This window comes from Campylobacter concisus, from assembly GCF_002913225.1.
Classification (GTDB): Bacteria; Campylobacterota; Campylobacteria; order Campylobacterales; family Campylobacteraceae; genus Campylobacter_A; species Campylobacter_A concisus_J.
The window spans coordinates 63,151-84,710 of sequence record NZ_PPAW01000040.1 but is presented as its reverse complement, the minus strand read 5'-3'; the positions used below and the strand labels follow the sequence as shown (position 1 = coordinate 84,710).

At 39.4% G+C, this 21,560-nt stretch carries 24 protein-coding genes; 5 read left to right on the top strand and 19 right to left on the bottom strand.

Annotated features, from left to right (window positions below; translation table 11 throughout):
• Positions 1 to 5: 5 nt before the first annotated feature.
• The 17 genes from CYP26_RS06925 to obgE form a co-directional block, all read right to left on the bottom strand.
• Positions 6 to 953 carry a TonB C-terminal domain-containing protein gene (locus CYP26_RS06925; protein WP_002939376.1) on the bottom strand — a complete coding sequence of 316 codons (948 nt, stop codon included), beginning with the start codon at positions 951 to 953 and terminating at the stop codon, positions 6 to 8.
• A gap of 1 nt (position 954) precedes the next feature.
• Positions 955 to 1,353: a biopolymer transporter ExbD gene (locus tag CYP26_RS06920; protein ID WP_002939405.1), complete on the bottom strand. Its 399-nt coding sequence runs from the start codon at positions 1,351 to 1,353 to the stop codon at positions 955 to 957.
• Entirely contained in the window at positions 1,354 to 1,938 is a 585-nt protein-coding gene (locus CYP26_RS06915; protein WP_009294341.1) for a MotA/TolQ/ExbB proton channel family protein, read from the bottom strand.
• A complete protein-coding gene (gene atpC / locus CYP26_RS06910; RefSeq protein ID WP_002939398.1) occupies positions 1,939 to 2,328 on the bottom strand; it encodes an ATP synthase F1 subunit epsilon in 390 nt (129 codons plus the stop codon).
• A gap of 18 nt (positions 2,329 to 2,346) precedes the next feature.
• Positions 2,347 to 3,744 carry a F0F1 ATP synthase subunit beta gene (gene atpD, locus CYP26_RS06905; RefSeq protein WP_002939420.1) on the bottom strand — a complete coding sequence of 466 codons (1,398 nt, stop codon included), beginning with the start codon at positions 3,742 to 3,744 and terminating at the stop codon, positions 2,347 to 2,349.
• A gap of 11 nt (positions 3,745 to 3,755) precedes the next feature.
• Positions 3,756 to 4,643, bottom strand: a complete 888-nt coding sequence (gene atpG / locus CYP26_RS06900) for an ATP synthase F1 subunit gamma (protein WP_103567600.1) — start codon at positions 4,641 to 4,643, stop codon at positions 3,756 to 3,758.
• Positions 4,644 to 4,652: 9 nt separating this feature from the next.
• Positions 4,653 to 6,170 carry a F0F1 ATP synthase subunit alpha gene (atpA, locus tag CYP26_RS06895; RefSeq protein WP_009294343.1) on the bottom strand — a complete coding sequence of 506 codons (1,518 nt, stop codon included), beginning with the start codon at positions 6,168 to 6,170 and terminating at the stop codon, positions 4,653 to 4,655.
• A 14-nt stretch (positions 6,171 to 6,184) separates the two neighbouring features.
• Positions 6,185 to 6,715, bottom strand: coding sequence for a F0F1 ATP synthase subunit delta (locus CYP26_RS06890; RefSeq protein ID WP_103630871.1), 531 nt, complete (start codon positions 6,713 to 6,715; stop codon positions 6,185 to 6,187).
• Positions 6,715 to 7,227: a F0F1 ATP synthase subunit B gene (locus tag CYP26_RS06885; protein WP_103558859.1), complete on the bottom strand. Its 513-nt coding sequence runs from the start codon at positions 7,225 to 7,227 to the stop codon at positions 6,715 to 6,717. Before CYP26_RS06885 ends, CYP26_RS06890 begins: the two co-directional genes overlap by 1 nt.
• Positions 7,228 to 7,236: 9 nt before the next feature.
• Entirely contained in the window at positions 7,237 to 7,659 is a 423-nt protein-coding gene (locus CYP26_RS06880; RefSeq protein ID WP_002939425.1) for a FoF1 ATP synthase subunit B', read from the bottom strand.
• A 95-nt stretch (positions 7,660 to 7,754) separates the two neighbouring features.
• Positions 7,755 to 8,615, bottom strand: a complete 861-nt coding sequence (locus CYP26_RS06875) for a ParB/RepB/Spo0J family partition protein (protein ID WP_009294347.1) — start codon at positions 8,613 to 8,615, stop codon at positions 7,755 to 7,757.
• Between the two features lie 15 nt (positions 8,616 to 8,630).
• Complete coding sequence (locus CYP26_RS06870; protein ID WP_002939402.1) at positions 8,631 to 9,413, bottom strand: ParA family protein; 783 nt, start codon at positions 9,411 to 9,413, stop codon at positions 8,631 to 8,633.
• Positions 9,410 to 10,045 carry a biotin--[acetyl-CoA-carboxylase] ligase gene (locus CYP26_RS06865; protein WP_103630870.1) on the bottom strand — a complete coding sequence of 212 codons (636 nt, stop codon included), beginning with the start codon at positions 10,043 to 10,045 and terminating at the stop codon, positions 9,410 to 9,412. Before CYP26_RS06865 ends, CYP26_RS06870 begins: the two co-directional genes overlap by 4 nt.
• 1 nt (position 10,046) lies before the next feature.
• Complete coding sequence (thiD, locus tag CYP26_RS06860) at positions 10,047 to 10,835, bottom strand: bifunctional hydroxymethylpyrimidine kinase/phosphomethylpyrimidine kinase (RefSeq protein WP_103630869.1); 789 nt, start codon at positions 10,833 to 10,835, stop codon at positions 10,047 to 10,049.
• Positions 10,836 to 10,851: 16 nt separating this feature from the next.
• On the bottom strand, positions 10,852 to 11,757 hold the full coding sequence (fmt, locus tag CYP26_RS06855) for a methionyl-tRNA formyltransferase (RefSeq protein ID WP_103630868.1): 906 nt from the start codon (positions 11,755 to 11,757) through the stop codon (positions 10,852 to 10,854).
• A gap of 43 nt (positions 11,758 to 11,800) precedes the next feature.
• Positions 11,801 to 12,109, bottom strand: a complete 309-nt coding sequence (locus CYP26_RS06850; protein WP_103630867.1) for a GDP-mannose dehydrogenase — start codon at positions 12,107 to 12,109, stop codon at positions 11,801 to 11,803.
• A 23-nt stretch (positions 12,110 to 12,132) separates the two neighbouring features.
• Entirely contained in the window at positions 12,133 to 13,191 is a 1,059-nt protein-coding gene (gene obgE, locus CYP26_RS06845) for a GTPase ObgE (RefSeq protein ID WP_103630866.1), read from the bottom strand.
• A gap of 175 nt (positions 13,192 to 13,366) precedes the next feature.
• Between obgE and polA the strand changes: the two genes are divergently transcribed.
• The gene (polA, locus tag CYP26_RS06840; RefSeq protein ID WP_103630865.1) at positions 13,367 to 16,003 is read left to right on the top strand and encodes a DNA polymerase I; all 2,637 of its coding nucleotides are present in this window, start codon (positions 13,367 to 13,369) and stop codon (positions 16,001 to 16,003) included.
• Between the two features lie 88 nt (positions 16,004 to 16,091).
• On the opposite strand, the gene CYP26_RS06835 is transcribed toward polA, so the two are convergent.
• Positions 16,092 to 16,526: a DUF2809 domain-containing protein gene (locus CYP26_RS06835; protein ID WP_258031444.1), complete on the bottom strand. Its 435-nt coding sequence runs from the start codon at positions 16,524 to 16,526 to the stop codon at positions 16,092 to 16,094.
• 333 nt (positions 16,527 to 16,859) lie between these two features.
• Here CYP26_RS06835 and CYP26_RS06830 point away from each other — a divergent pair, with 333 nt between their 5' ends.
• Positions 16,860 to 18,527, top strand: a complete 1,668-nt coding sequence (locus CYP26_RS06830; RefSeq protein ID WP_103630864.1) for an anaerobic C4-dicarboxylate transporter — start codon at positions 16,860 to 16,862, stop codon at positions 18,525 to 18,527.
• A 44-nt stretch (positions 18,528 to 18,571) separates the two neighbouring features.
• Here the strand turns inward: CYP26_RS06830 and flhB are convergent, their stop codons facing one another.
• Positions 18,572 to 19,645, bottom strand: coding sequence for a flagellar biosynthesis protein FlhB (gene flhB / locus CYP26_RS06825; protein WP_103630863.1), 1,074 nt, complete (start codon positions 19,643 to 19,645; stop codon positions 18,572 to 18,574).
• Positions 19,646 to 19,788: 143 nt separating this feature from the next.
• Between flhB and CYP26_RS06820 the strand changes: the two genes are divergently transcribed.
• The 3 genes from CYP26_RS06820 to rpmA all read left to right on the top strand — a co-directional run bounded on the left by CYP26_RS06820 (position 19,789) and on the right by rpmA (position 21,442).
• Complete coding sequence (locus tag CYP26_RS06820) at positions 19,789 to 20,751, top strand: hypothetical protein (protein WP_103630862.1); 963 nt, start codon at positions 19,789 to 19,791, stop codon at positions 20,749 to 20,751.
• A gap of 107 nt (positions 20,752 to 20,858) precedes the next feature.
• Positions 20,859 to 21,173 (top strand): 50S ribosomal protein L21, encoded by a 315-nt coding sequence (gene rplU / locus CYP26_RS06815; RefSeq protein WP_002942523.1) that lies wholly within the window; start codon positions 20,859 to 20,861, stop codon positions 21,171 to 21,173.
• 11 nt (positions 21,174 to 21,184) lie between these two features.
• On the top strand, positions 21,185 to 21,442 hold the full coding sequence (gene rpmA / locus CYP26_RS06810; protein ID WP_002942569.1) for a 50S ribosomal protein L27: 258 nt from the start codon (positions 21,185 to 21,187) through the stop codon (positions 21,440 to 21,442).
• The last annotated feature ends 118 nt before the right edge of the window (positions 21,443 to 21,560 follow it).

Here is a 21,560-nt window from a genome sequence, read left to right as displayed (position 1 = left end):
AAATTTTAGTTTATTTTATCTTCTAAATTTAAATTAAAAGTAGTACTTTTGTCTGGATTAAATGGAAATTTCTCTGCAGTAAGCTTTTCCAGGCACTCTCTAACCTTTGCATTAAACTCTTCATTGTATGATAACTCTAAAATTTCATAGCTAAAATTTCCACTTTGATCTATCATGACTTTTACTTTGGCAAGGTTTGCAGAGTCGGCTTTATAGCTTTGCCATCTTCTTTGAATTTGTTTTGTTATCGCACCCATCAACGGATCATAAGTGCCAGTCATTTGTGACTTTGGAGCTGTTGGGTTTTGATCTATCTTTAAACTCTTAATTATGTCGCTAGCCTCTTTTGCAGCTTTTGAGCTAGAAGCCTCGCTTTTTTTGCGGCTTTGCACTTTATTTTCAGCCTTTTTTATACCATCATCTTTTTTAAGCTTAGTAGAATCTATGTCACTAAAGAGGTCTTTTATATTTGGCTCTTTTGGTTTTGGCTTTTCAACTGGCTTTGGTGTAGGTTTAGGCTCAGGTTTAGGCTCTGGCTTGACATCCTCTTTAGGCTCTTCGCTAGGTTTTGGAATTTCAGGCTTTGGTTCTGGTTTTTTAGGCTCAGGTTTTGGCTCTTCTTTTGGAGGAGTTGGCAAGCTTGGGGTTGGCAATGGCTCATCTGGCACAACAGGTTTATTTGTAGTCTCTTGTTTATCTTCTTCTGACTCTTTTTTTGGTTCTGGTTTGGTCTCTTTTACAACCTCTTTTGCTTGTTTTGGTGCTTTTATGGTTTGATCAACTTCTCTATCAACCATAACTACATCCATAATAGCATCTTTGTCATCAGTATATTTTTTAGGAGGTTCGCTAAAAAAAGTAAGCTTTATAAACAAAGCAAGCACAATGATAATGTAAATACAAAACGCTACAAAAAACGAACTAAGCGTTGGAAATTTAACTTTATTAGGCATCTTAACCGTTTGTCTCTAAAGCTACTTTATTAAAACCAGCACCTTTTAAAGTCTTTAATACAAACATAACATCATCGTATTTTAAATTTTTATCAGCCTTTATGTATATAGGCGAGGTTTTGTCATATTTTGCACTCATCAGCGCAATATTATCTGGGAGTTCAGCAAGGCTCATTGTACTTTGATCTATCCTAACTTGTCCTTGTGCGTTTATAGAGACTATAAGATCTTTTTGTTTGGATGTAGATGTCTTTGCCTTTGAGCCATCTGGCAATGTTATATCTTCTTGATATGTTATAGTTGGCATTGTAACCATTAAAATAGCCAACAAAACAAGCATGATATCAACAAGAGGCGTTATGTTTAGCTCTGGTGTTTCGTCGTCAAATTTAAGAGCCATTTATAACGTCTCATCATCTTTTTTAAGTGCTATCATAACGTCAGCTTGACGCTCGATAACGCTCATTAGTTCGTAAGCTTTTCTTTTTATAAGCAAGTTAAATGTATATGCTGGGATGGCAACAAAAATTCCACAACCTGTCGCAACAAGTGCTTCAGAGATAGCTGGGGCTATAACTCCAAGAGATGAACCTGCGCCATTTCCTAGCTGTGAAAATGTCTCCAAGATAGATACAACTGTTCCAAAAAGACCGATAAAAGGAGAAGTAGAAGCTATTACGCTAAGCCATGTAAGCCCACTTGTAGCATTCTTTTCTGCAATGCTTATGCAGACATTTAGCTTTTCTTTTGAAATTCTACCGCTTGCGCATTTCTTTAAAGACGAGTCATTTGGTATATTCTTAGCGCCCATAAGTAGTGCTTCAAGCGCATTTTGCTCGCGTTTTTGCCAAGCTCCTATGCCAGCCATTCTTGAAAAAAGAATTGTAAAACTAACTATAAAATATATTGACAACCAAGTTAAAACTATAATTGTAATAAAACTACTTCTTTGAATGTAATTTAAAAATATATCTATTCCGCCCACTTATCTTGCTCTCACTACATTTTCCATTTTTGATATAGTTGCTGCAAAGGCATTTGTATCACTACTCATACTCTCTATCAAATTTCTAGCAGCTTCTAATGAATTTGCAAGCTCGCTTTCACTATTGCCAGAGACATAGACCGCGCCGTCAGCTAGTATAACTACTTTGCCCTCGTCAATCTTTGCATAGCCCCAGTTGATAGCAACTACATCGTGCTTTTTATGCTTATCTTCTATATCTATAATACCTGCTTTTAAAAGAGATATTAATGAGGCGTGGTTTGGTAAAACACCAAACTCACCCTCGCTACCTGGAAGCACTACACTACTCACGTCATCATTAAATATCTGACCTTGAGGAGTTACGATTTCTAAATGTAATTTATCCATTACGCTTCCTTTTTAAATTTAAGCCTTAAGTTTCTCAGCTTTAGCTAAAGCCTCATCTATATTTCCGACCATATAAAATGCTGCTTCTGGTAGATGATCATATTTACCTTCTAAAATTCCCTTAAAGCCAGCGATATTTTCATCAAGACTTACATATTTACCAGGGCTACCTGTAAATACTTCAGCAACGAAGAATGGTTGAGATAAAAATCTCTCTATCTTTCTTGCTCTATCAACTGTTAGCTTATCTTCTTCGCTAAGCTCGTCCATACCAAGGATAGCGATGATATCTTGAAGGTCTTTATATTTTTGAAGCACAGCTTGAACGCCGCGAGCCACTTTGTAGTGATCTGCTCCTAAAATTTGAGGATCGAGCATTCTTGATGTTGAATCAAGTGGATCAACAGCTGGATAGATACCTTTTTCTGCAATCGATCTGTTAAGAACTGTCGTGGCATCAAGGTGAGCAAAAACAGTCGCAGGAGCCGGGTCTGTAAGGTCGTCAGCTGGAACATAAACAGCTTGAACAGACGTGATTGAGCCTTTTTTAGTTGATGTGATCCTCTCTTGGAATTTACCCATTTCACTTGCAAGAGTTGGCTGATAACCAACAGCTGATGGGATACGTCCTAGTAGAGCTGACATCTCTGCACCAGACTGAGAGAAACGGAAGATGTTATCGATAAACATCAAAACGTCAAGTCCCATCTCATCACGGAAGTACTCAGCCATTGTAAGACCAGTTAGCGCGATACGGTTTCTTGCTCCTGGTGGCTCGTTCATTTGGCCGTAGCACAAGGCAACTTTATCCAAAACGTTACTTTCTTTCATTTCGTGATAAAGGTCATTTCCTTCACGAGTTCTCTCACCAACACCTGCAAATACAGAATAACCGCTGTGTTTAAACGCAACGTTGTGGATAAGCTCCATAATAATAACCGTTTTACCAACACCAGCACCACCAAATAGACCTACTTTACCACCCTTCGCATAAGGAGCTAGAAGGTCAACTACCTTGATACCAGTTTCAAAAATTTCACTCTTTGTACTTTGCTCTTCAAATGGAGGAGGATCGCGGTGGATAGACCAGTGCTTATCGAAATTTATACCTTCACCCTCGTCGATCAAATCGCCAACTACGTTAAAAATTCTTCCCAAAACTTTTTCGCCAACTGGCACACTTATAGGTGCACCAAGCGCCTTAGCCTCTAAGCCACGAGTCAGACCCTCACTCATATCCATAGCGATAGTTCTAACTCTATTATCACCTAGGTGAGCAGCAACTTCTAATATTAGTTTATGTTTCTTGCCCTCAACCTCAAAGAAAACTTCGATAGCTTCATTGATCTTCGGCAAGTAGTCATTAAAGTCAACATCGACCACAGGGCCCATAACTTGACTAATAACACCCTTCATTCATACTCCTTTTATTTCATTGATTCAACACCACTGATGATCTCGATAAGCTCAGTGGTAATAGACTCTTGTCTTGCTTTGTTGTAAGCAAGATTTAACTGTTTTACGCGCTCTTTAGCATTGTTTGTTGCATTATCCATAGCTTGCATTCTAGCGCTGTGCTCAGCCGCCAAAGAATCAACCAAAGCATAATACATACTATACTCAAAATATTTATTGAGCAATTCATCCATAATCTTAGTATAGTTGTCTTCTGGTTCAAATTCCATCAAAGAATTTGTCTCAACCGCAACTATCTTAGACGGCTCAATAGGCACAATATCGTTTACTCTAATCTCTTGAGAAATCATATTTTTATAGCCATTGTGTATTAGCACAACCTTATCTGTTATGCCGTTTGTAAAATCATCAATGGCATCTTTTATGATCTTTTGAGCTTTTTCATATGTAGGTGATGAGCTAGCTCCGACATAAGTCTCAAGTAATTCAACGCCTTGGAAATTGAAAAATTCAATGCCTTTTTTACCAACAGCTCTTAGTCTAACTTTGATCTTTTTGGCTTTTAGCTCATCGATCATGCGCCTAACTGTCTTTATAGTCTGGACATTAAAGCCACCGCAAAGCCCTTTATCAGCGGTAACAAATATAATATCAACCTTTTCTACACTCTTTGTTGTGTTAAAAAATTTACTCTCAGTCATAACTGAAGCGTATTGATTGATCTTATAAGCTATCTCCGATAAAACCTCATTGATCTTAAGTGCGTAAACTCTAGAGTAGCGTGCAGCCTCTTCAGCTTTGCGAAGCTTTGCTGTTGAGACAAGCTTCATCGCACGCGTCGTCTTTTGAGTGTTCTGGACGCTCTTGATCTTTCGTTTTATATCTTTTAAATTTGACATATCTTAGCCCTAGTTAGCGGCAAAAGTCGCTTTAAAATCTTTCAACGCTTTATGTAAAATTTCTTCTACTTCTTTATCAAGAACTTTTTTAGTTCTGATCTGCTCAAAAATTTCAGGGTATTTTGCCTCGATATATGGATATAGCTCTGCTTCAAATTTTGTTACATTTGCAGTTGCAACATCATCTAAATATCCCTTAGCACCAGCAAATATGATAACTACTTGATTCTCAACTGGAAGCGGAGAATATGGAGGTTGTTTTAGTACTTCAACCATCTTTTGGCCACGCTCTAGTTGTTTTCTTGAGCTCTCATCAAGGTCACTTGCAAACTGAGCAAATGCTTGTAGTTCGCGGTACTGAGCAAGGTCTAGTCTTAACGTACCAGAAACTTGTTTGATAGCTTTGATCTGAGCTGCACCACCGACACGAGATACAGAAAGACCAACGTTGATCGCTGGGCGGATACCTGAGTTAAATAGGTCACTCTCAAGGAAAATTTGACCATCTGTAATAGAAATAACGTTTGTTGGAATATAAGCTGAAACGTCGCCCGCTTGTGTCTCAATAATAGGCAGAGCTGTCAAAGATCCAGCACCTAGTGCGTCATTTAGCTTACTTGCTCTTTCTAGAAGTCTTGAGTGAAGGTAGAAAACGTCACCTGGGTAAGCTTCACGACCTGGTGGTCTTCTTAAGATCAAAGACATCTCACGGTAAGCAACCGCGTGTTTTGACAAGTCATCATAGATGATTAGCGCGTGGCGAGAGTTATCTCTAAAGTATTCACCCATTGTTACGCCAGCGTATGGTGCAAGGTATTGAAGCGCAGCTGCGTCACTAGCACCAGCATTTACAACTATCGTATAATCCATAGCGCCATATTCTTCAAGTTTTTTAACGACTTGAGCAACGGTTGATTGTTTTTGACCGATAGCTACGTAGATACAAATGACATCTTGACCTTTTTGGTTGATGATAGTATCGATAGCAACTGTTGTTTTACCAGTTTGGCGGTCGCCGATGATCAGCTCTCTTTGGCCTCTACCGATTGGCACAAGTGCGTCGATAGCTTTGATACCTGTTTGAAGTGGCTCATGAACGCTTTTTCTAGCCATGATACCTTTTGCTTTTTCTTCGACGAAGCGAGATTCAGTAGCTTCGATTGGTCCTTTTGCGTCGATTGGCTCACCAAGTGAATTTACAACACGGCCGATCAATGCGTCGCCAACTGGCACACGTAGAAGTTTTTTTAGTCTTTTTACAGAGCTTCCTTCTGTGATACCGCTAGTTTTTCCAAGGATAACTATACCAACACTGCTCTCTTCAAGGTTAAGAGCCATGCCCTTTTCGCCGCTTTCAAACTCAACCATCTCACCAGCCATAACGTTTTTCAAACCATAAACGTTAGCAACGCCATCAGCGACTGAGATGACTTTACCGGTCTCTTCTACATCAACACTTAAATCAAAATTTTCAATACGCTCTTTGATTATCGTGCTAATTTCGTCAGCTTTAATTTTTGCACTCACGCTTTCACTCCTTTTTAAATTGCTTTTAATATATATTCACTCATTTGACTTTTTAGTCTGTCGATAGAGAAATTTACCTCGACACCTAAATCATCTAACTCAACTTTTACGCCGTTGTAATCGCTCTTTGAACCATCAAGCTTGATCTTAGAGTCAAATTTCTTAGAGAAATTCTCTTCCAAAGCTTTTAGCTGCTCAGCGCTTAGATCAAAATTTCCAACAACCTCGCCGCGATATGTATTTTCAAGTAAAGATTGCTCTATCTTCATCTCATCTAGTATCGCAGGCATAAGCTCTAGCCTTTTGTTTGCACCAAGAAGCTTTATAAAATTTGCAAATTTAACATCTTGATTTTTAACCAAAGATAGTACAAATTCAACCTTTTGTGAAGCCTTTAATGTCGGCAAACTTATAATGCTTTTAAATTTATCGCTAGCAAAAGCAGCAGCTAGCTCTGATAAATTTTCAACAAATGCATTAAGTTCATTGGACTTTACGTCGCTTAAGATCGCCTTTACGTATTTTTTAGCTACTACTTCATTCATTAGCTAACCTTTTTAAGTATGATATTTACAAGCTCTTTTTGATCGACTTTTAGGCTATCACTTGAGAAAATGTCGCTTAAAATTTCATTTACAACGCCTTTTGTCATCTTGCGCTCTTCAAATTCTTTTTGCTCTTTATAACCTTTTTCGATATTTGCGATATCGTTTTGAGCCTCTTTTTTAACTTTAGCAGCTAAATTTACAGCCTCTTTTTTTGCAGTTTCTATTAGGGCATTTGCATTTTGCTTAGCCTCTTCTACACGCTTTAGAACGTCATCTTTTTTAGCTTTAGAGTCGCGAAGCTTCTCTTGGATGCTCTCAAGCTTATTTGCGATCCTATCTATCCTGCTTTGATAAAGAGCTTTTAGTGGCTTAGCAGCAAAATAGACCAAAATAGCAAAGAAAAGTAAGAAATTTAGCGTTCTCTCGACTATGTCGTAGTTTGTTCCACCATGCTCGCTAGCGTATGCTAGAAATGGAAGTGCTAGAAAAAATAAAATTTTTATCTTCATAAATTTCCTTTAAATTTTAGAGAGCTTAGCATTTAAAGCTGCTCTAAGCTCAGGTAGTTTAGCTGATAGATCTGCCTTTAGGCTATCTTTTTGAGAGCTTAAAGCGTTTAAAAACTCATTATAATCAGCCTCTAAACTACTTTTTACCGCATTTATCTCTTTTAAAGACTCTTCTTTTGCCAAATTTAAGGCTTCTTGTCTTATTTTGTTAGCCTCAGATCTTGCATTTTGTATGATCTCTTCGATCTCTTTTTCATGAACGCTTAAGTCGCTTGCATTTTTGCTAGTGCTCTCTTCGTCATTTTTTATAGAAGCATTTCTGTCATCTATAAATTTAAGCATTGGCTTATATAGCAAAGGATTTAAAATGGCGATCAAGACAAAGAAAACGATAGCCGTTAAAAGCATCAATGGCACATCTATTTCTAACATCCGCTCTCCTTATTTTGTTATTAAGTTTTGTTTAATATTCAAATCAAAGTCTGATTTTACAATAAAATACTAAAAATAAAAATAAATTTGTAATTCTATTTTAGCTTAGCGATAAATTCTTCTACCTGCGAAATATCGCTAAATTCTAATATTAAATTTTTAGATTTTACTTTCGTCTTTATCTTTAAATTTTTAAAAATTTCTTGTAAATTTGATAATTTTTTGCTCATTTCTTCTGAAATTTGAGGTTTTGGCTCTTTTACTTCTTCTTTATTTTTTATCTTTTTTACTAAAATTTCTGTATCTCTAACACTTAGTTTTTGTCCGATGATCGTATCAACAACCATTCTTTCTTCTTCACTGCTAAGTCCTACGATGACTTTAGCGTGGCCTTGCGTGAGCTTATCTTCTTGCAAAAGTCTTTGCGTGTAGTCGCTAAGCAGTAATAGTCTCATCGTATTTGTTATCTGAGTTCTGCTCTTGTGGATGATATTTGCTAGACCATCTTGTGTGATCTTATACTCGTTTATAAGCTCTTTATATGACTTTGCAAGTTCTATTGGATTTAAATTTTCACGTTGTATGTTTTCGATAAGCGCAAGCTCTCTTAAATTTTGAGACTTGATATCAGCGATGATCGCCTTTATCTTGCTTGCTCCGAGCATCTTTGTAGCACGGTATCTTCGCTCACCAGCTATTAACATATAGCCGTCATCTTTTTTGATGACGATTATTGGTTGTATTAGTCCGTGCCTTTTGATGCTGGCACTTAGCTCTTTTAAGGCCTCTTCGTCAAAATGCGTCCTTGGCTGGTAAGGGTTTGGTAAAATTTCATCTATATTTATCTCTTCGACTATCTCAGAGTCGTTTAAATTTGCGATCTCTTTACTGTAGGCCTGCTCTACATCTTCAAGTATCGCACTAAGTCCGCGCCCTAATCCACCTTTTTTCGCCATTTTTTTCCTTATTTTTTAGTTTAAAATACAATATGCCAAATTTTGATATGCGATCGAGCCTGGTGATTTTATATCATAAAGTATCACTGGCTTGCCAAAACTTGGGCTTTCAGCAAGTTTTACATTTCTTGGGACGACTACAAATTCCTCTTTGCCGTCCTTGCTTTTAAAGAGCTTATTTTCAAAATGCTGCTTTAAATTTGCAATAGTCTCTTTTGAGAGATTATTTTGCGAGCTAAACATAGTCGGTAAAAAGCCCTTTATATTTAGCTTTGGATTTATCGTTTTTTTGATGATCTTAACTGTGTTTAGGATCTGCGCCAAGCCCTCAAGTGCGTAAAATTCGCACTGGATCGGGATGATCACACTATCGCTTGCACTAAGAGCATTTATCGTGATGCTACCAAGTGCCGGAGGACTATCGATGATGATAAAATCATAGTCATCTACAACTTCTGAAATTTTGTTTTTAAGGATTAGTTTATAGTCCTTGCTTTGGTCGTTAAATTCTTGCTCGATGCCGACAAGTCCTATGTTTGACGGAGCTAGAAAAAGCGTTGGGATCTCAGTTTTTAGCACTATTTGTGAGAGCTTTTTTCTATCTGTTAAGACGTGATAGATGTTAAACTCATAATCGCTTCTACTAAAACCAAGTCCGGTCGTCGCATTTGCCTGTGGATCGATGTCTATTAATAATACTTTTTTCTCAGCAACCGCCAGTGATGCGGCTAAATTTACGGCCGTTGTGGTCTTGCCAACGCCGCCTTTTTGGTTAGCTATTGTTATTATCTCGCTCATCTTAACGAATATACCTTTTCCCCATTTAATAATATCGCTCCATCCTCGCAAATTTCAGCATCTTGAAGCGAAACAGCTCTATTTGCAATATGCGTAATAAAACTTTTTGACTTGCAAAAGTCTATCCTAAATTTGCTAAAAATTGGCTTCCATAAAATCTTTTTATCAAGCATGCTAACAAAGCCCCAAACTAGCTCATCTACGCTAGCTTTTATGTCTAAAATACCCGCATTTTCGGGTGCGCTAGCTAAATTTATCCCCATGCCACAAATGTAAATTTCATCCACTTTATTTGTCAAAGTGCCGCCTATTTTAAGGCCATCTACGTAAAAATCATTTGGCCATTTTAGCCAGCACTTTGAGCCAAGCTCGCTCAAGACTTCACGCATCAACATAGAAAAATATATCGAGATCGATGGCGGAGGTATGTCGCTTGGCAGCTCATCTTCGCTTACACAAAATGACATAAATAAATTTCCGCCAAGCCCCTCCCAGCTGTTGCCGCGGCTGCCGACCCCTTTTGTTTGGTTGTAAGCCACGACCATGTGTGGGGGCTTTATCTCGCCGTTTTTTAGGGCTTCTATCAAAAATTCCTGCGTCGAAGGCAGGCTTTGAAAAAACTCAACCTTCAAATCACACCTTAAATTTATAGAAGTGATTTACCGGATTTTGTCCGCCACCGATGATGACCGCGTTTTTAATAGCGTTAAAGATATAATCATGCGCGTTTTTCACGCTTTCTTTTAGGCTATGACCATTTGCTAAATTTGAAGCTATTGCGCTTGATAGCGAGCAGCCTGAGCCATGAGTAGCAGTCGTTTTTATGCGCTCATCGCTAAAAATTTCATATTCCTTGCCATCATAAAATATATCAAGCGACTTGCCGTCAAGCTCGCCACACTTTAGATAGACGCTCTTTGTGCCAAATTTCAAAAGATCCCTGCAAGCCTCTTTTAGCTCGCCCTCGCCCTTTAGCTCACGCTTTAAAATTTCACGCGCTTCAAAGATATTTGGCGTGATCACGCTAGCAAGCGGGAAAAGCTCCTCCACGATCGCGTCTTTTGCAGCGCCTTCTAGCCAGATATCGCCATTTTTACAGCTCATTACAGGATCAAGCACGACTGGTGGTAAATTTTTGATCTCTCTTAGCGTTTTTGCAACACTTTTGATGATCTCAACGCTTGGGACAACGCCTATTTTTATCACATCAACTCTTATATCATCAAAAATCGCTCTTATCTGATCCTCGATGAGCTTGGTCTCAACTAGTTGCATGCCAAATATACCCTTTGTATTTTGGGCAGTGACCGCTGTGATCGCTCCCATCGCATATACGCCGTGTGCTATAAATACCTTTATATCAGCTAGAACTCCAGCTCCGCCACTTGGATCAACACCTGCTATACTTAGCGCATTTTTCATAACCGCTCCTTTAAATTTATTTTAATTCATCACCAATGCTAAGACGCTTACCATTTATATATGCTTTTGCGTTTGTTGGCTTTTTGCTTGGCTCTTGAAGCTCGTAAATTTTGACCGCCCCGCCCTTGCAAGCAACCACGACATGATCTTTTTCTATGCTTAAAATTTCTCCGCTTTTGCCACTTTTTTCGCTTAGCTCAAGCGATAAAATTTTTAGCCCACTCTCTAAATAAAGTCCCGGCCAAGGTGTGAGCGCACGAAATTTATTATAAATTTGCCCTACCTCTTCATCAAAGCTAAAAAGTCCGTCGCTCTTGCTTATCTTTTTGCAGTATGAGGACTCTGCGTCATCTTGCTTTTGTGGCTTTAAATTTTCAAAATTTCTTAGCACTTTTACGATTAGCTCGCCGCCTAGCTCGCCTAGCTCACTAAAAAGCTCACTTGACATCTTGCTCTCGCAAGGCGTGTAGATGAAGTCCAGCATATCGCCAGTATCAAGGCCAGCGTCCATTAGCATTGCAGTCACGCCTGTTTGCTTCTCGCCTGCTAGTATGGCGCTTTGTATAGGACTAGCTCCTCTATATTTTGGCAAGATCGAGGCGTGTAAATTTATGCAAGTCGCCACGTCAAGCACGCTCTTTGGCAAAATTTTGCCATAAGCTGCCACTACGATAAATTTAGGCTCAAATGCCTTTAGCTCGGCAACCACCGCCTCATCTTTTAGTGTATTTGGTGTAAAGACTGGCACGCCTACTAGTTCGTTTTGTGCGTAAATTTTGACCTCGCTTGGGGTTAAAATTTGCTTTCTGCCAACTGGCTTATCAGGCTGGGTAAAGACCGCTTTTATATTAAAGCCAGCTTCTTTTAAATGCCTAAGCATCCTAACGGCATAATCAGGCGTCCCCATAAAAACTACATTCATCACTTTCCTTTAAATTTCAACGACTTTTATTTTGATCTGCGTTTTACCTGCTTGGCGGCCAAGAGGCGCATGGATCTTTCTGCCAGCTAATCTTTTGCAATACTAAATTTCTTAGCTCATTAACGCTAACTTTGCCACTACGATCAAGATCCAGCCTTTTAAATTCATCACTAGTGCATAGATCTGGTGCTATTTTTAGTTCAGATGGCGCCTTACATGCTCTCCACTCATCTAAATTTAGCGTGCCGTCACGATCTATGTCATTAAAATCTAAAAACATATATACTGGATCCGCTGGATCACAGCTATATGCACCAAGGCAAAATAGCAAAATGCAAAAAACTTTCTTCATTTTATCTTCTTAATTTTTTAAGTTTAAAGCTCTTTTTTTAGTAGCTCAAGCAGTGCAAATTTAAGCTCGTCGATGTTCTCGTTTGTCGCTGATGAGATCGGCAAAATAAAGTATGGCTTTTTCGCGTCAAAGCTGTATAGGTCTTGCTTATAGACAAATTTACCAACTTGTTTTAGCTCTAAATTTATGTTTTTCATAAATTCTTTTATATTTTCATCTAAATTTTCAGCCGCATCGACTCTGGTGATCGCGATAGCGTAGTCCCTGCTAGCAAGCACACTTGAAAATTTAGCGACCTCCTCTTTTAGCACGCTAAACTGCTCGCTCATGCTTCTGTAATTTGCACTATCTATCATGAAAAGTAAAATTTTATTTCTCTCGATGTGCTTTAAAAACTGCACGCCAAGGCCGCGTCCGTCGCTCGCTCCCTCGATGATACCAGGGATGTCAGCCATGACAAAGCCACTAAACTGATCAACCTCGACAAGTCCGAGCTTTGGCGTAAGCGTGGTAAATTCATAGTTTGCTATCTGTGGCTTGGCGTTTGAGACGGCTGATATAAGCGTTGATTTACCGACATTTGGAAAGCCAACAAGGCCCACGTCAGCTATCAGCTTTAGCTCGAGCCTAACCTCTATGCTCTCTTCTGGCATGCCCTTTTGAGCGTACTCTGGGGCTTGATTGATAGAGTTTTTAAAGTGAAAATTTCCAAGTCCGCCCTTGCCACCTTTTAAAAATAGAGTCCTTTGTCCCTCATTTACCATGTCGCAAAGCAGCTCGTTTGTCTGCGCGTCATAGACCGCCGTTCCTGGTGGCACGATGAGCTCTAAGCTCTCGCCCTTTTTGCCAGTCATGCGTCTGCCCATGCCAGCCTCGCCGTCGCTCGCTCTCATCGCCTTTTTGCCCTTGTAGTTTGCCAGTGTGTGGGTGTTGTTATCGCAGACAAAATAGACATCACCGCCGTCACCGCCGTCACCGCCGTCTGGGCCGCCTAAAATGACGTGCTTTTCGCGGCGAAAGCTTACTGCACCAGCACCACCATGGCCTGAGCTTAGGGTTAATTTCACGCTATCTATAAACATTTTTTACCTTAAATTTATCTATTATTTTGTTTGAATTTTAGGCTGGATTATATCTTTTAAATGATTAAAATTTGTTTTGTATTCAAAATGTTATTTTTTTCTTGCCACATCATAAATTTAGAAAATCAGCCAAATTTTTGCCTAAATTTCATAAAATGGCGCAAAAGGATAGAGAATGAAAACACTTACGATTATTGATACTTTTGGCTTCTTTTTTAGGCTTTACTACGCTATGAGCGGGCTTAAAAACCGCGAGGGCAAGCCAAGTGGCATGATAAGTGGCTTTGCAAATTTCATAGCGAGCCTAAAAGATGAGTATCAAAGCGACTACCTCATCTTCGCGCTTGATAGCAAGGGCAAGACCCTGCGCCATGAAATTTTGGGCGAATACAAGGCCAACAGGAGCGAGCCGCCAGCTCAGCTAAAAGAGCAGCTGCCAGTTTGTATAGATATGATAGAAAAAATGGGACTTTACAGCCTTAGCCGCGAGGGCTACGAGGCTGATGACATCATCGCAAGTGCGGTTAAAATTTGTAAAGATAAAGATATATTTGTGCGAATAGTCACGCACGATAAAGACCTTTACCAGCTCATAGAGGACGGCAAAGTGAGCATCTACAGTCCACAAAGCAAGATCGACCACGATAGTGCTAGCTGCTTTGAAAAGTATGGCGTCTATCCAGCGCAGGTTAGGGACTTTTTAGCGATTGCTGGAGATAGCTCGGATAATATCCCAGGCGTCAAAGGTATCGGCGCAGTGGGAGCTAAGAAGCTTTTGGCCGAGTATGGCAGCTTGGAGGGAATTTATGAAAATTTAGCCCTTGTTAGAAACGAGCGCACCAAAAATATGCTAGCAGCCGCAAGAGACGAGGCGTTTTTGAGCAAAAAACTAGCCACGCTCTTTGATGACGCCATCACTTCGCTTGATCTTGAGCACTCTAAATTTCCAGAGCAAAATCCTTTGATAAACATCTCAGAAATTTTAAAAGAGTACGATCTAAACAGGCTTCTTAAAAGCTTGCAAAAAGAGGAAAATGCTGAATTTAAGCTCGGCTTTAGAGCAAATTTACTACTTGATGAAGCGAGTGTTGAAAAACTGCTTGCCGACATCACGCCAGAGACCATCGTCGCCTTTGACACCGAGACCACGGGCGTTGATAGCAAGAGCGCAAAGATCGTTGGTTTTAGCTTTTGCTTTAACGACGAGGATGCCTACTACGTGCCAGTAGCTCACAACTATCTTGGCGCGCCAAAGCAAATCAGCCTAAATTTTGCCACTTGGGCGGTAGGGCAAATTTATAAAGGCTGCGTGATCGGACAAAATTTAAAATACGACTTTGAGATAGTAAAAAACAATCTTGGGCTAAACCCGCCCGCAAATTTCAAAGACACGATGATCCTTGCGTGGCTTAGCGATCCAAACTCGAGCGTTGGCATGGACGCGCTGGCAAAGAGACTTTATGACTACGACACGATCAAATTTGAAGATGTGGTTAAAAAGGGGCAGACTTTTGGCGATGTGCCGCTAGAAAATGCCGCAAAATACGCCGCTGAGGATGCTTGGATAACGCTTAAATTTTATAAAACCTTTCAAAATACGCTTGATCCAAATTTACTCGCCCTTGCCGATATGCACGAGTTTCCTTTTATCCTCACGCTCTTTGATATGGAGCAAAACGGCATCAAGATAAATGAAGCCAAAATGCAAAAGCTCATCCTTGAAAACGACACCAAACTAAAGGCGCTAACAAGTGAAATTTACGAGCTAAGCGGCGAAAATTTCAACATAAACTCAGTAAAACAGCTTGGCGTCATACTTTTTGAGCATCTAAAGCTTCCAACCAAAAAGAAGACAAAAACAGGATATAGCACCGATGAGAGCGTGCTAGCTGAGCTCATAGACGCTCATCCAGTGGTGGGGAAAATTTTAGCTTACAGAGAGCTATATAAACTGCAAAGCACCTACTGCGAGCCACTTTTAGCGCTTGCGAAAAAAGACGAGGGCTCTAGAATTTACACGAGCTTTTTGCAAACTGGCACGAGTACCGGCAGGCTTTCAAGCAAAAATCCAAATTTGCAAAATATCCCAGCTCGTGGCAGCCTAGCAAAGGATGTCAGAGAGTGTTTTGAGGCGCGTGAGGGCTATAGCTTTGTGGGGCTTGACTACAGCCAGATCGAGCTTAGGCTGCTAGCTCACTTTAGCCGTGATCCAGCGCTTCTTGAGGCGTTTAAAAATGACGAGGATATCCACGCAAGGACGGCTATTAGCATATTTGGCAGCAGCGACGGGCAAAATAGAGCCGTGGCAAAGAGTATAAATTTTGGCCTCATTTACGGCATGGGCTCAAGCAAACTGGCAAATCAAGTAAATATCACAAGAGCCGAGGCAAAAGAATACATAGAGCGCTATTTTAAGGCATTTGCGACGATTAAAGACTTTTTGGAGAGCATAAAAATTTCAGCCAAAAACGACGGCTTTGTGCAGACATTACTTGGCAGAAAGCGCTACTTTGACTTTAAAAGTGCCACACCTATGCAAATAGCTATGTTTGAGCGCGAGGCGGTAAATACGGTCTTTCAAGGCTCCGCGGCAGATCTAGTTAAGATGGCGATGGTAAAAGTTAGAGCAAATTTAGATGAAAACGCAAAAATGCTGCTTCAGATCCATGACGAGCTGATCTTTGAAGTAAAAGACGAGTTTGCGCAGGAATTTGGCAAGGCGACACAAAAGACGATGGAAGAAATTTACACGTTAAATGTGCCACTTAAAACATCGCTAAATATCGCGAAAAACTGGGGCGAGTTAAAGTAGAGCAAATTTTGGCTAGCTCATTTAAATTTGACCGAGCTAGTCAATTTTGATTTTAAAATAAAAAACATATATGAATAGGTATCTAAATTTACCAAGCTTTGCTTTTTTGCATAGATAAATTTTCAAACAGATAAGCTAAAATGCAGCCAGCTAAGTAGCAAATAATATCTGTCAAGTCAAATGTCCCACCAAAAATTATCCGCAATATTGAGCTTTTCACATCTAAAATTTCAAGAATTTTGAGATATTGCGCGGCTTCTATAAAAAGCGAAATGACAAAGACGCAAATGGCTAAATTTATAGGAGCCACCCTAAATATAGCTCGCCCAAACGCATAAAGCATCGCAGTAGCTAGCACATCGCCAATATAATGTCTTACAAAACCACCTTTAATAAAAATCGCAATATAAATTTCCATCGCCAAAATAATAATGCCGATCAACGACCAGACTACTCTTCTCTTTTGGCTAAATCTGCTTTTGTTTATAGATAAAGGTATCGCTTCTTTAGTATTTTCTCTCAAATTTATCCCTTTAAATTTATCTCGTAGATTTTAACACAGATGATAGCGCCTCGCAACTTTTTACAACTATATAAAAGAAAACTTAAATTTTTATATTAATAATTTTTAAAAACAAAGCATGAAAAATTTAGATTTTATAGTTTATACAAAGTAAAATTTATAAATTTAGAAAGAGTGGCGATGATACAAAATTTAGACCAAGATAACCCATCAGCAAGCTTTCATCTAATGCAAAACTCTCGCTTTTGTCAAATTAATCTTAAAATATAAGTTTAATCTCAATTCATAAGAGATATAATCAACATTAAATTTACATTTAACTTAGGAGGTTTCATGGATTTTCTCATGAATTTAAGTGAAGGCGTGCAGTTTGCCATCCAGCTTCTCATCGTCCTTATCTGTTTGTTCTACGGAGCTAAAAAAGGCGGTATAGCGCTTGGTATGCTAGGCGGTATCGGTCTTATAGTTTTAGTTTTTGGATTTAACATCGAGCCTGGCAAGCCTGCTATCGATGTTATGCTAACCATTTTAGCCGTTGTTGTGGCTAGTGCTACACTTCAAGCTAGTGGCGGTCTTGACGTTATGCTTCAAATAGCAGAAACCATACTTAGAAAAAATCCAAAATATGTAAGTATCTTAGCTCCATTTGTAACATGTACGCTTACTATTTTATGCGGAACTGGACACGTTGTTTATACCGTGCTTCCTATCGTTTATGATATCGCTATCAAAAACGGCATCCGTCCAGAGCGTCCTATGGCTGCAAGCTCGATAGCTTCACAAATGGGTATCATCGCTAGCCCAGTTTCTGTTGCTGTTGTAACCCTAACTAGCTTTCTTATCAACGCTAAAACTCACTTAGCTGGCTTTGATGGATACTTGGACCTTTTAAAGATCACTATCCCTTCAACATTTTGTGGCGTTTTGGCGATAGGAATTTTTAGCTGGTTTAGAGGTAAAGACCTTGATAAAGACGAAGTCTTTCAAGCAAAACTTCAAGACCCTGAGTTTAAAAAATACGTTTATGGCGATAGCGCAACACTTCTAGGCAAAAAACTTCCTATGCACCAATGGGCTGCAATGTGGATATTTTTAGGCTCTATCCTTGTAGTCGCACTTCTTGGATACTTTAAAGATCTTCGCCCAAGCTGGACTACTTATAAAGACGCAACAGTCGTTCAAATAGTAGCAAACCTTCCAACTGAGCAAAAAGTCTTAAAAACCTTAAAGATAAAAGACGCCAGCATCCAAACTGAAGCTGCTGAGCTAAAAGTTTCAAACGACAAGCTAAACTCAAATCAAAAAGCTCAATCAGTCAAAATCATCGGCAAAGATGCAAATCAAACTCTTACTCGCACAGCTGATGGTGCAGTAACATATATAAATGAAAAAGGTGCAAAAGAGGAATTCCAAGGCGCTTATATCAACATAAGCAACAAACTAGCCTCTTCAAAGAGCCTAAGCATGGTTCATGTTATCCAAATTTTCATGCTTTTAACAGGTGCAATTATCTTGATATTTACTCCAACAGATGCTAGCAAGATCGGTAAAAACGAGATATTTAGATCAGGTATGATCGCTCTTGTTGCGGTATTTGGTATCTCTTGGATGGCTGAGACTATGTTCGCAGTACACACTCCGATGATGAAAGAAGCCCTTGGTGGCATCGTAAAAGAGCACCCTTGGACCTATGCGGTTATGTTACTTATCATCTCTAAATTTGTTAACTCTCAAGCTGCAGCCTTGGTTGCATTCGTGCCATTAGCACTAAACATCGACGTTAATCCAGCTGTAGTCCTAGCCTTTGCGCCGGCTTGCTATGGATACTACATCCTACCAACATACCCAAGCGACCTTGCGGCTATTCAGTTTGACAGAAGTGGCACGACACACATTGGTAAATTTGTTATCAACCACAGCTTCATCTTCCCAGGCCTTATCGGAGTTATAGTTTCTTGTATATTTGGCTATATCTTCGCTACTGCGTTTGGCTATCTATAATAGATAAATTTCTTGCCGCCCTTTGGTGGCAAGAAATTTCTTCATCAAAGCTTATCTTGAAATTTCTGCTTATTGCTCATATAAACAAAGCTTAGCACTTCAGCTACTGCCCTAAAAAGATGCGCTGGTATCGTATCATCGACCTCACAAACTCTATAAAGTTCCCTTGCAAGAGGTGGATTTTCATAAATTTGCACTCCGTTTTCAACAGCCACTTTCTTTATCTGAAGCGCTAAGAAATCAACCCCTTTAGCAAGTATTATCGGAGCTTCATCGCGGCTTTTATCGTATCTGATTGCCACGGCGTAGTGAGTTGGGTTTGTGATGACGACATCAGCTTGTGGGATATTTTGCATCATTCGCCGCTTAGCTGCACGCATTTGCGCTTGGCGGATCCTACCTTTTACCTGCGGGTCGCCCTCCATCTGTTTATACTCGTCCTTGATCTCTTGCTTGCTCATGCGAAGATCCTTAAAATACTGAAAACGCACGATAAGCAGGTCAGCAAGACCGATCACAAAAAGTATAAAAAGCATGACGCTAACTAAGATGATGAGTTTCTCTTTTAGCCACACAAGCTGGTCAAACATAGAAAAAAATAGCGTGTGCGGAAGCTCTTTGATAAACTGCAAGAAAAAGTAAAATCCAACACCAAAGACAATGCTTACTTTAACGACGATCTTGACGCTCTCGATCGCCTTTTTCATAGAAAATAAATTTTTTAGCCCTTTTAGTGGATTTATCTTGCCAAAATTTGGCGTTATAGGCTTTGTGGTAAATATAAAACCAAACTGCATTACATTTGCGATTATGCCGGCAACCGCGACGCAGATACAAACTGGCAGGATCATCAGAAGTGCCCTACCAAAGGTATTTACAACGATCATTTTTACCGTTGGCAAGGTCAGTGGCTGACCAATAAATTTAGAGTAATAGATGTAAAGCGAGATGACCTGATCTTTCATGAAATTTAGCATCGCAAGCAGCACACCAATAGCAATAACTAGGGTTACAAAGCCAGATAGATCCTGACTTTTGGGGACGTTGCCGTCCTTTTTGGCGTCTTCTATCTTTTTGGGGGTCGCTTCTTCGGTTTTTTCCTGATCTTCGCCTGCCATTTTTGTCCTAGGGTTGCTTAAATTTGGGCGATTATAGCCAAAACAAGGTTAAAATATCCGCTAAATTTAACTTTTTGTGAGCCAAAAAACTAAGCCATTTTAGGCGTTTTTGGCTAAAATTAGCAAAAATATGGAGAGGCAAAATGTCATTTTTAGAAAGCTTATTTAACATTTTCAAAACCAAAAAACCACCAAAAAGCGATGAAGAGCTACTTTTAGACGAATATGCAAGCATTTACGCCGAGATAAAAGAGAAAAATTTAAACGATTACGACTTTTTATGTGAGCTCATACGATTACTCTCTTTTTCAAGAGCTAGGCGTTACGATTTTTGCCTTGAAAAGTGCCTAGCTGAGGGCGACGCTGAGGCACTAAATGATCTCATTTTTCAATACGCTAAATTAAATTTACTCCCAGGATGCAGCGGCGGATATGATCAGTGCGAGAAGCTGATCCCTGCGTTTTTTGCTATCGCTTGTGGTGACGCAGAGAGCATGGCAAGGATCTTTCCAAAAGGCCTGCCACCTAGCAAAAACGGCTATAAATTTCTATGCGTCATGCACGATCTTCTCACAGCGATACTTTGGCAAGATGAAAATTTACTTGCCCCTGCCCTAGAAAAAGCACGCACTTTTGCAGAGTCCAAAAAGCCAGCAAATGAAAGAGAAGCAGTTAAATTTATGCTTGCCCTACACGAAAAAGATACGGCCGCTATGAGCGAGCATTTGCAGAAATTTTGCTCCACTTTTGGTAGGACGGAGGCACCTAAATTTGAAAAGCGGCTCTACATCTTTGCTCACGGACTTCACGCACTAGCACACTACTTTTTGCCATTTGAGCTCTTTAAAAAGATAAAACTACCAAAAAATGAAAATTTCAGTAAATTTTACGCACAAAGGCTCTTTCAAAATGAAATTCCTAAGCCAAAACTTTATTTTGTCTTGCCGCCTGAATTTGAACTGATAAATGTGATCTTAAGTGCACCAGTAGCCAAGACGCTGATATATCAGCCACATTTGCCAAATGACAAAACATTTTTCCTAGATCATACCTCTATGATAAAAAATTTAGCGGGTGAGATCATAAAACCAGGGGCATTAAAGTAGAATTTATAAACTTTTAGCTAATATTCACACCTTACAACCAACAAAGCTCCATAAATCTTTTGCAAAAAAGTGCTTTTTGGTCTTACCAAATTTTAGAAAGGTAGAGTATGTCAAAATACGCTATATTTAAGCATGGCGGCAAGCAATATCGTGTTAGCGAGGGCGAGTTCCTTAAGCTAGATCACTTTAGCGCTGAAGCTAAATCAACCGTTGAGATTACAGAAGTTTTAGCTGTAAACGACGGCGAAGTAAAGGTAGGTGCGCCATTTGTTAAGGGTGCAAAAGTTGTTCTTGAGGTCGTTAATGAAGGCAAAGACAAAAAAGTAGTTATCTACAAAAAACGCAGACGTAAAGACTCAAAACTAAAACGCGGCTTTAGAAGACAATTTACACGTGTAAAAGTCGTAAGTATCGCAGCTTAAGGAGATAAGATATGGCACACAAAAAAGGTCAAGGTTCAACCCAGAATAACCGTGATAGTATCGGACGCCGATTAGGTGTTAAGAAATTTGGTGGCGAGTTCGTTCGTGCTGGAAATATAATCATCCGCCAAAGAGGAACAGCAACTCACGCTGGAAATAACGTAGGTCTTGGCAAAGATCACACTATTTTTGCATTAGTTGATGGCTTTGTAAAATTTGAAAGACTTGATAAAAACAGAAAAAAAGTATCTGTTTATCCAGCTGCATAACCCCAGGGGCTTTTGCCCCTTTTCTTTTTAAATCCCCTAAAATTTAACAAATTTAATTTATCTTATTTATTATATATAGCTTGGCATTTTAGACAAACACCAAACTACTAAATTTATT

What these genes read in the sequence shown, in the direction of transcription:
- CYP26_RS06925 (WP_002939376.1), bottom strand. Translation starts at nt 953, where the DNA reads ATGCCTAATAAAGTTAAATTTCCAACGCTTAGTTCGTTTTTTGTAGCG.
- CYP26_RS06920 (WP_002939405.1), bottom strand. Translation starts at nt 1,353, where the DNA reads ATGGCTCTTAAATTTGACGACGAAACACCAGAGCTAAACATAACGCCT.
- atpC (WP_002939398.1), bottom strand. Translation starts at nt 2,328, where the DNA reads ATGGATAAATTACATTTAGAAATCGTAACTCCTCAAGGTCAGATATTT.
- atpD (WP_002939420.1), bottom strand. Translation starts at nt 3,744, where the DNA reads ATGAAGGGTGTTATTAGTCAAGTTATGGGCCCTGTGGTCGATGTTGAC.
- atpG (WP_103567600.1), bottom strand. Translation starts at nt 4,643, where the DNA reads ATGTCAAATTTAAAAGATATAAAACGAAAGATCAAGAGCGTCCAGAAC.
- CYP26_RS06890 (WP_103630871.1), bottom strand. Translation starts at nt 6,715, where the DNA reads ATGAATGAAGTAGTAGCTAAAAAATACGTAAAGGCGATCTTAAGCGAC.
- CYP26_RS06885 (WP_103558859.1), bottom strand. Translation starts at nt 7,227, where the DNA reads ATGAAGATAAAAATTTTATTTTTTCTAGCACTTCCATTTCTAGCATAC.
- CYP26_RS06880 (WP_002939425.1), bottom strand. Translation starts at nt 7,659, where the DNA reads ATGTTAGAAATAGATGTGCCATTGATGCTTTTAACGGCTATCGTTTTC.
- CYP26_RS06875 (WP_009294347.1), bottom strand. Translation starts at nt 8,615, where the DNA reads ATGGCGAAAAAAGGTGGATTAGGGCGCGGACTTAGTGCGATACTTGAA.
- CYP26_RS06870 (WP_002939402.1), bottom strand. Translation starts at nt 9,413, where the DNA reads ATGAGCGAGATAATAACAATAGCTAACCAAAAAGGCGGCGTTGGCAAG.
- thiD (WP_103630869.1), bottom strand. Translation starts at nt 10,835, where the DNA reads ATGAAAAATGCGCTAAGTATAGCAGGTGTTGATCCAAGTGGCGGAGCT.
- fmt (WP_103630868.1), bottom strand. Translation starts at nt 11,757, where the DNA reads ATGAATGTAGTTTTTATGGGGACGCCTGATTATGCCGTTAGGATGCTT.
- CYP26_RS06850 (WP_103630867.1), bottom strand. Translation starts at nt 12,109, where the DNA reads ATGAAGAAAGTTTTTTGCATTTTGCTATTTTGCCTTGGTGCATATAGC.
- obgE (WP_103630866.1), bottom strand. Translation starts at nt 13,191, where the DNA reads ATGTTTATAGATAGCGTGAAATTAACCCTAAGCTCAGGCCATGGTGGT.
- polA (WP_103630865.1), top strand. Translation starts at nt 13,367, where the DNA reads ATGAAAACACTTACGATTATTGATACTTTTGGCTTCTTTTTTAGGCTT.
- CYP26_RS06830 (WP_103630864.1), top strand. Translation starts at nt 16,860, where the DNA reads ATGGATTTTCTCATGAATTTAAGTGAAGGCGTGCAGTTTGCCATCCAG.
- flhB (WP_103630863.1), bottom strand. Translation starts at nt 19,645, where the DNA reads ATGGCAGGCGAAGATCAGGAAAAAACCGAAGAAGCGACCCCCAAAAAG.
- CYP26_RS06820 (WP_103630862.1), top strand. Translation starts at nt 19,789, where the DNA reads ATGTCATTTTTAGAAAGCTTATTTAACATTTTCAAAACCAAAAAACCA.
- rplU (WP_002942523.1), top strand. Translation starts at nt 20,859, where the DNA reads ATGTCAAAATACGCTATATTTAAGCATGGCGGCAAGCAATATCGTGTT.
- rpmA (WP_002942569.1), top strand. Translation starts at nt 21,185, where the DNA reads ATGGCACACAAAAAAGGTCAAGGTTCAACCCAGAATAACCGTGATAGT.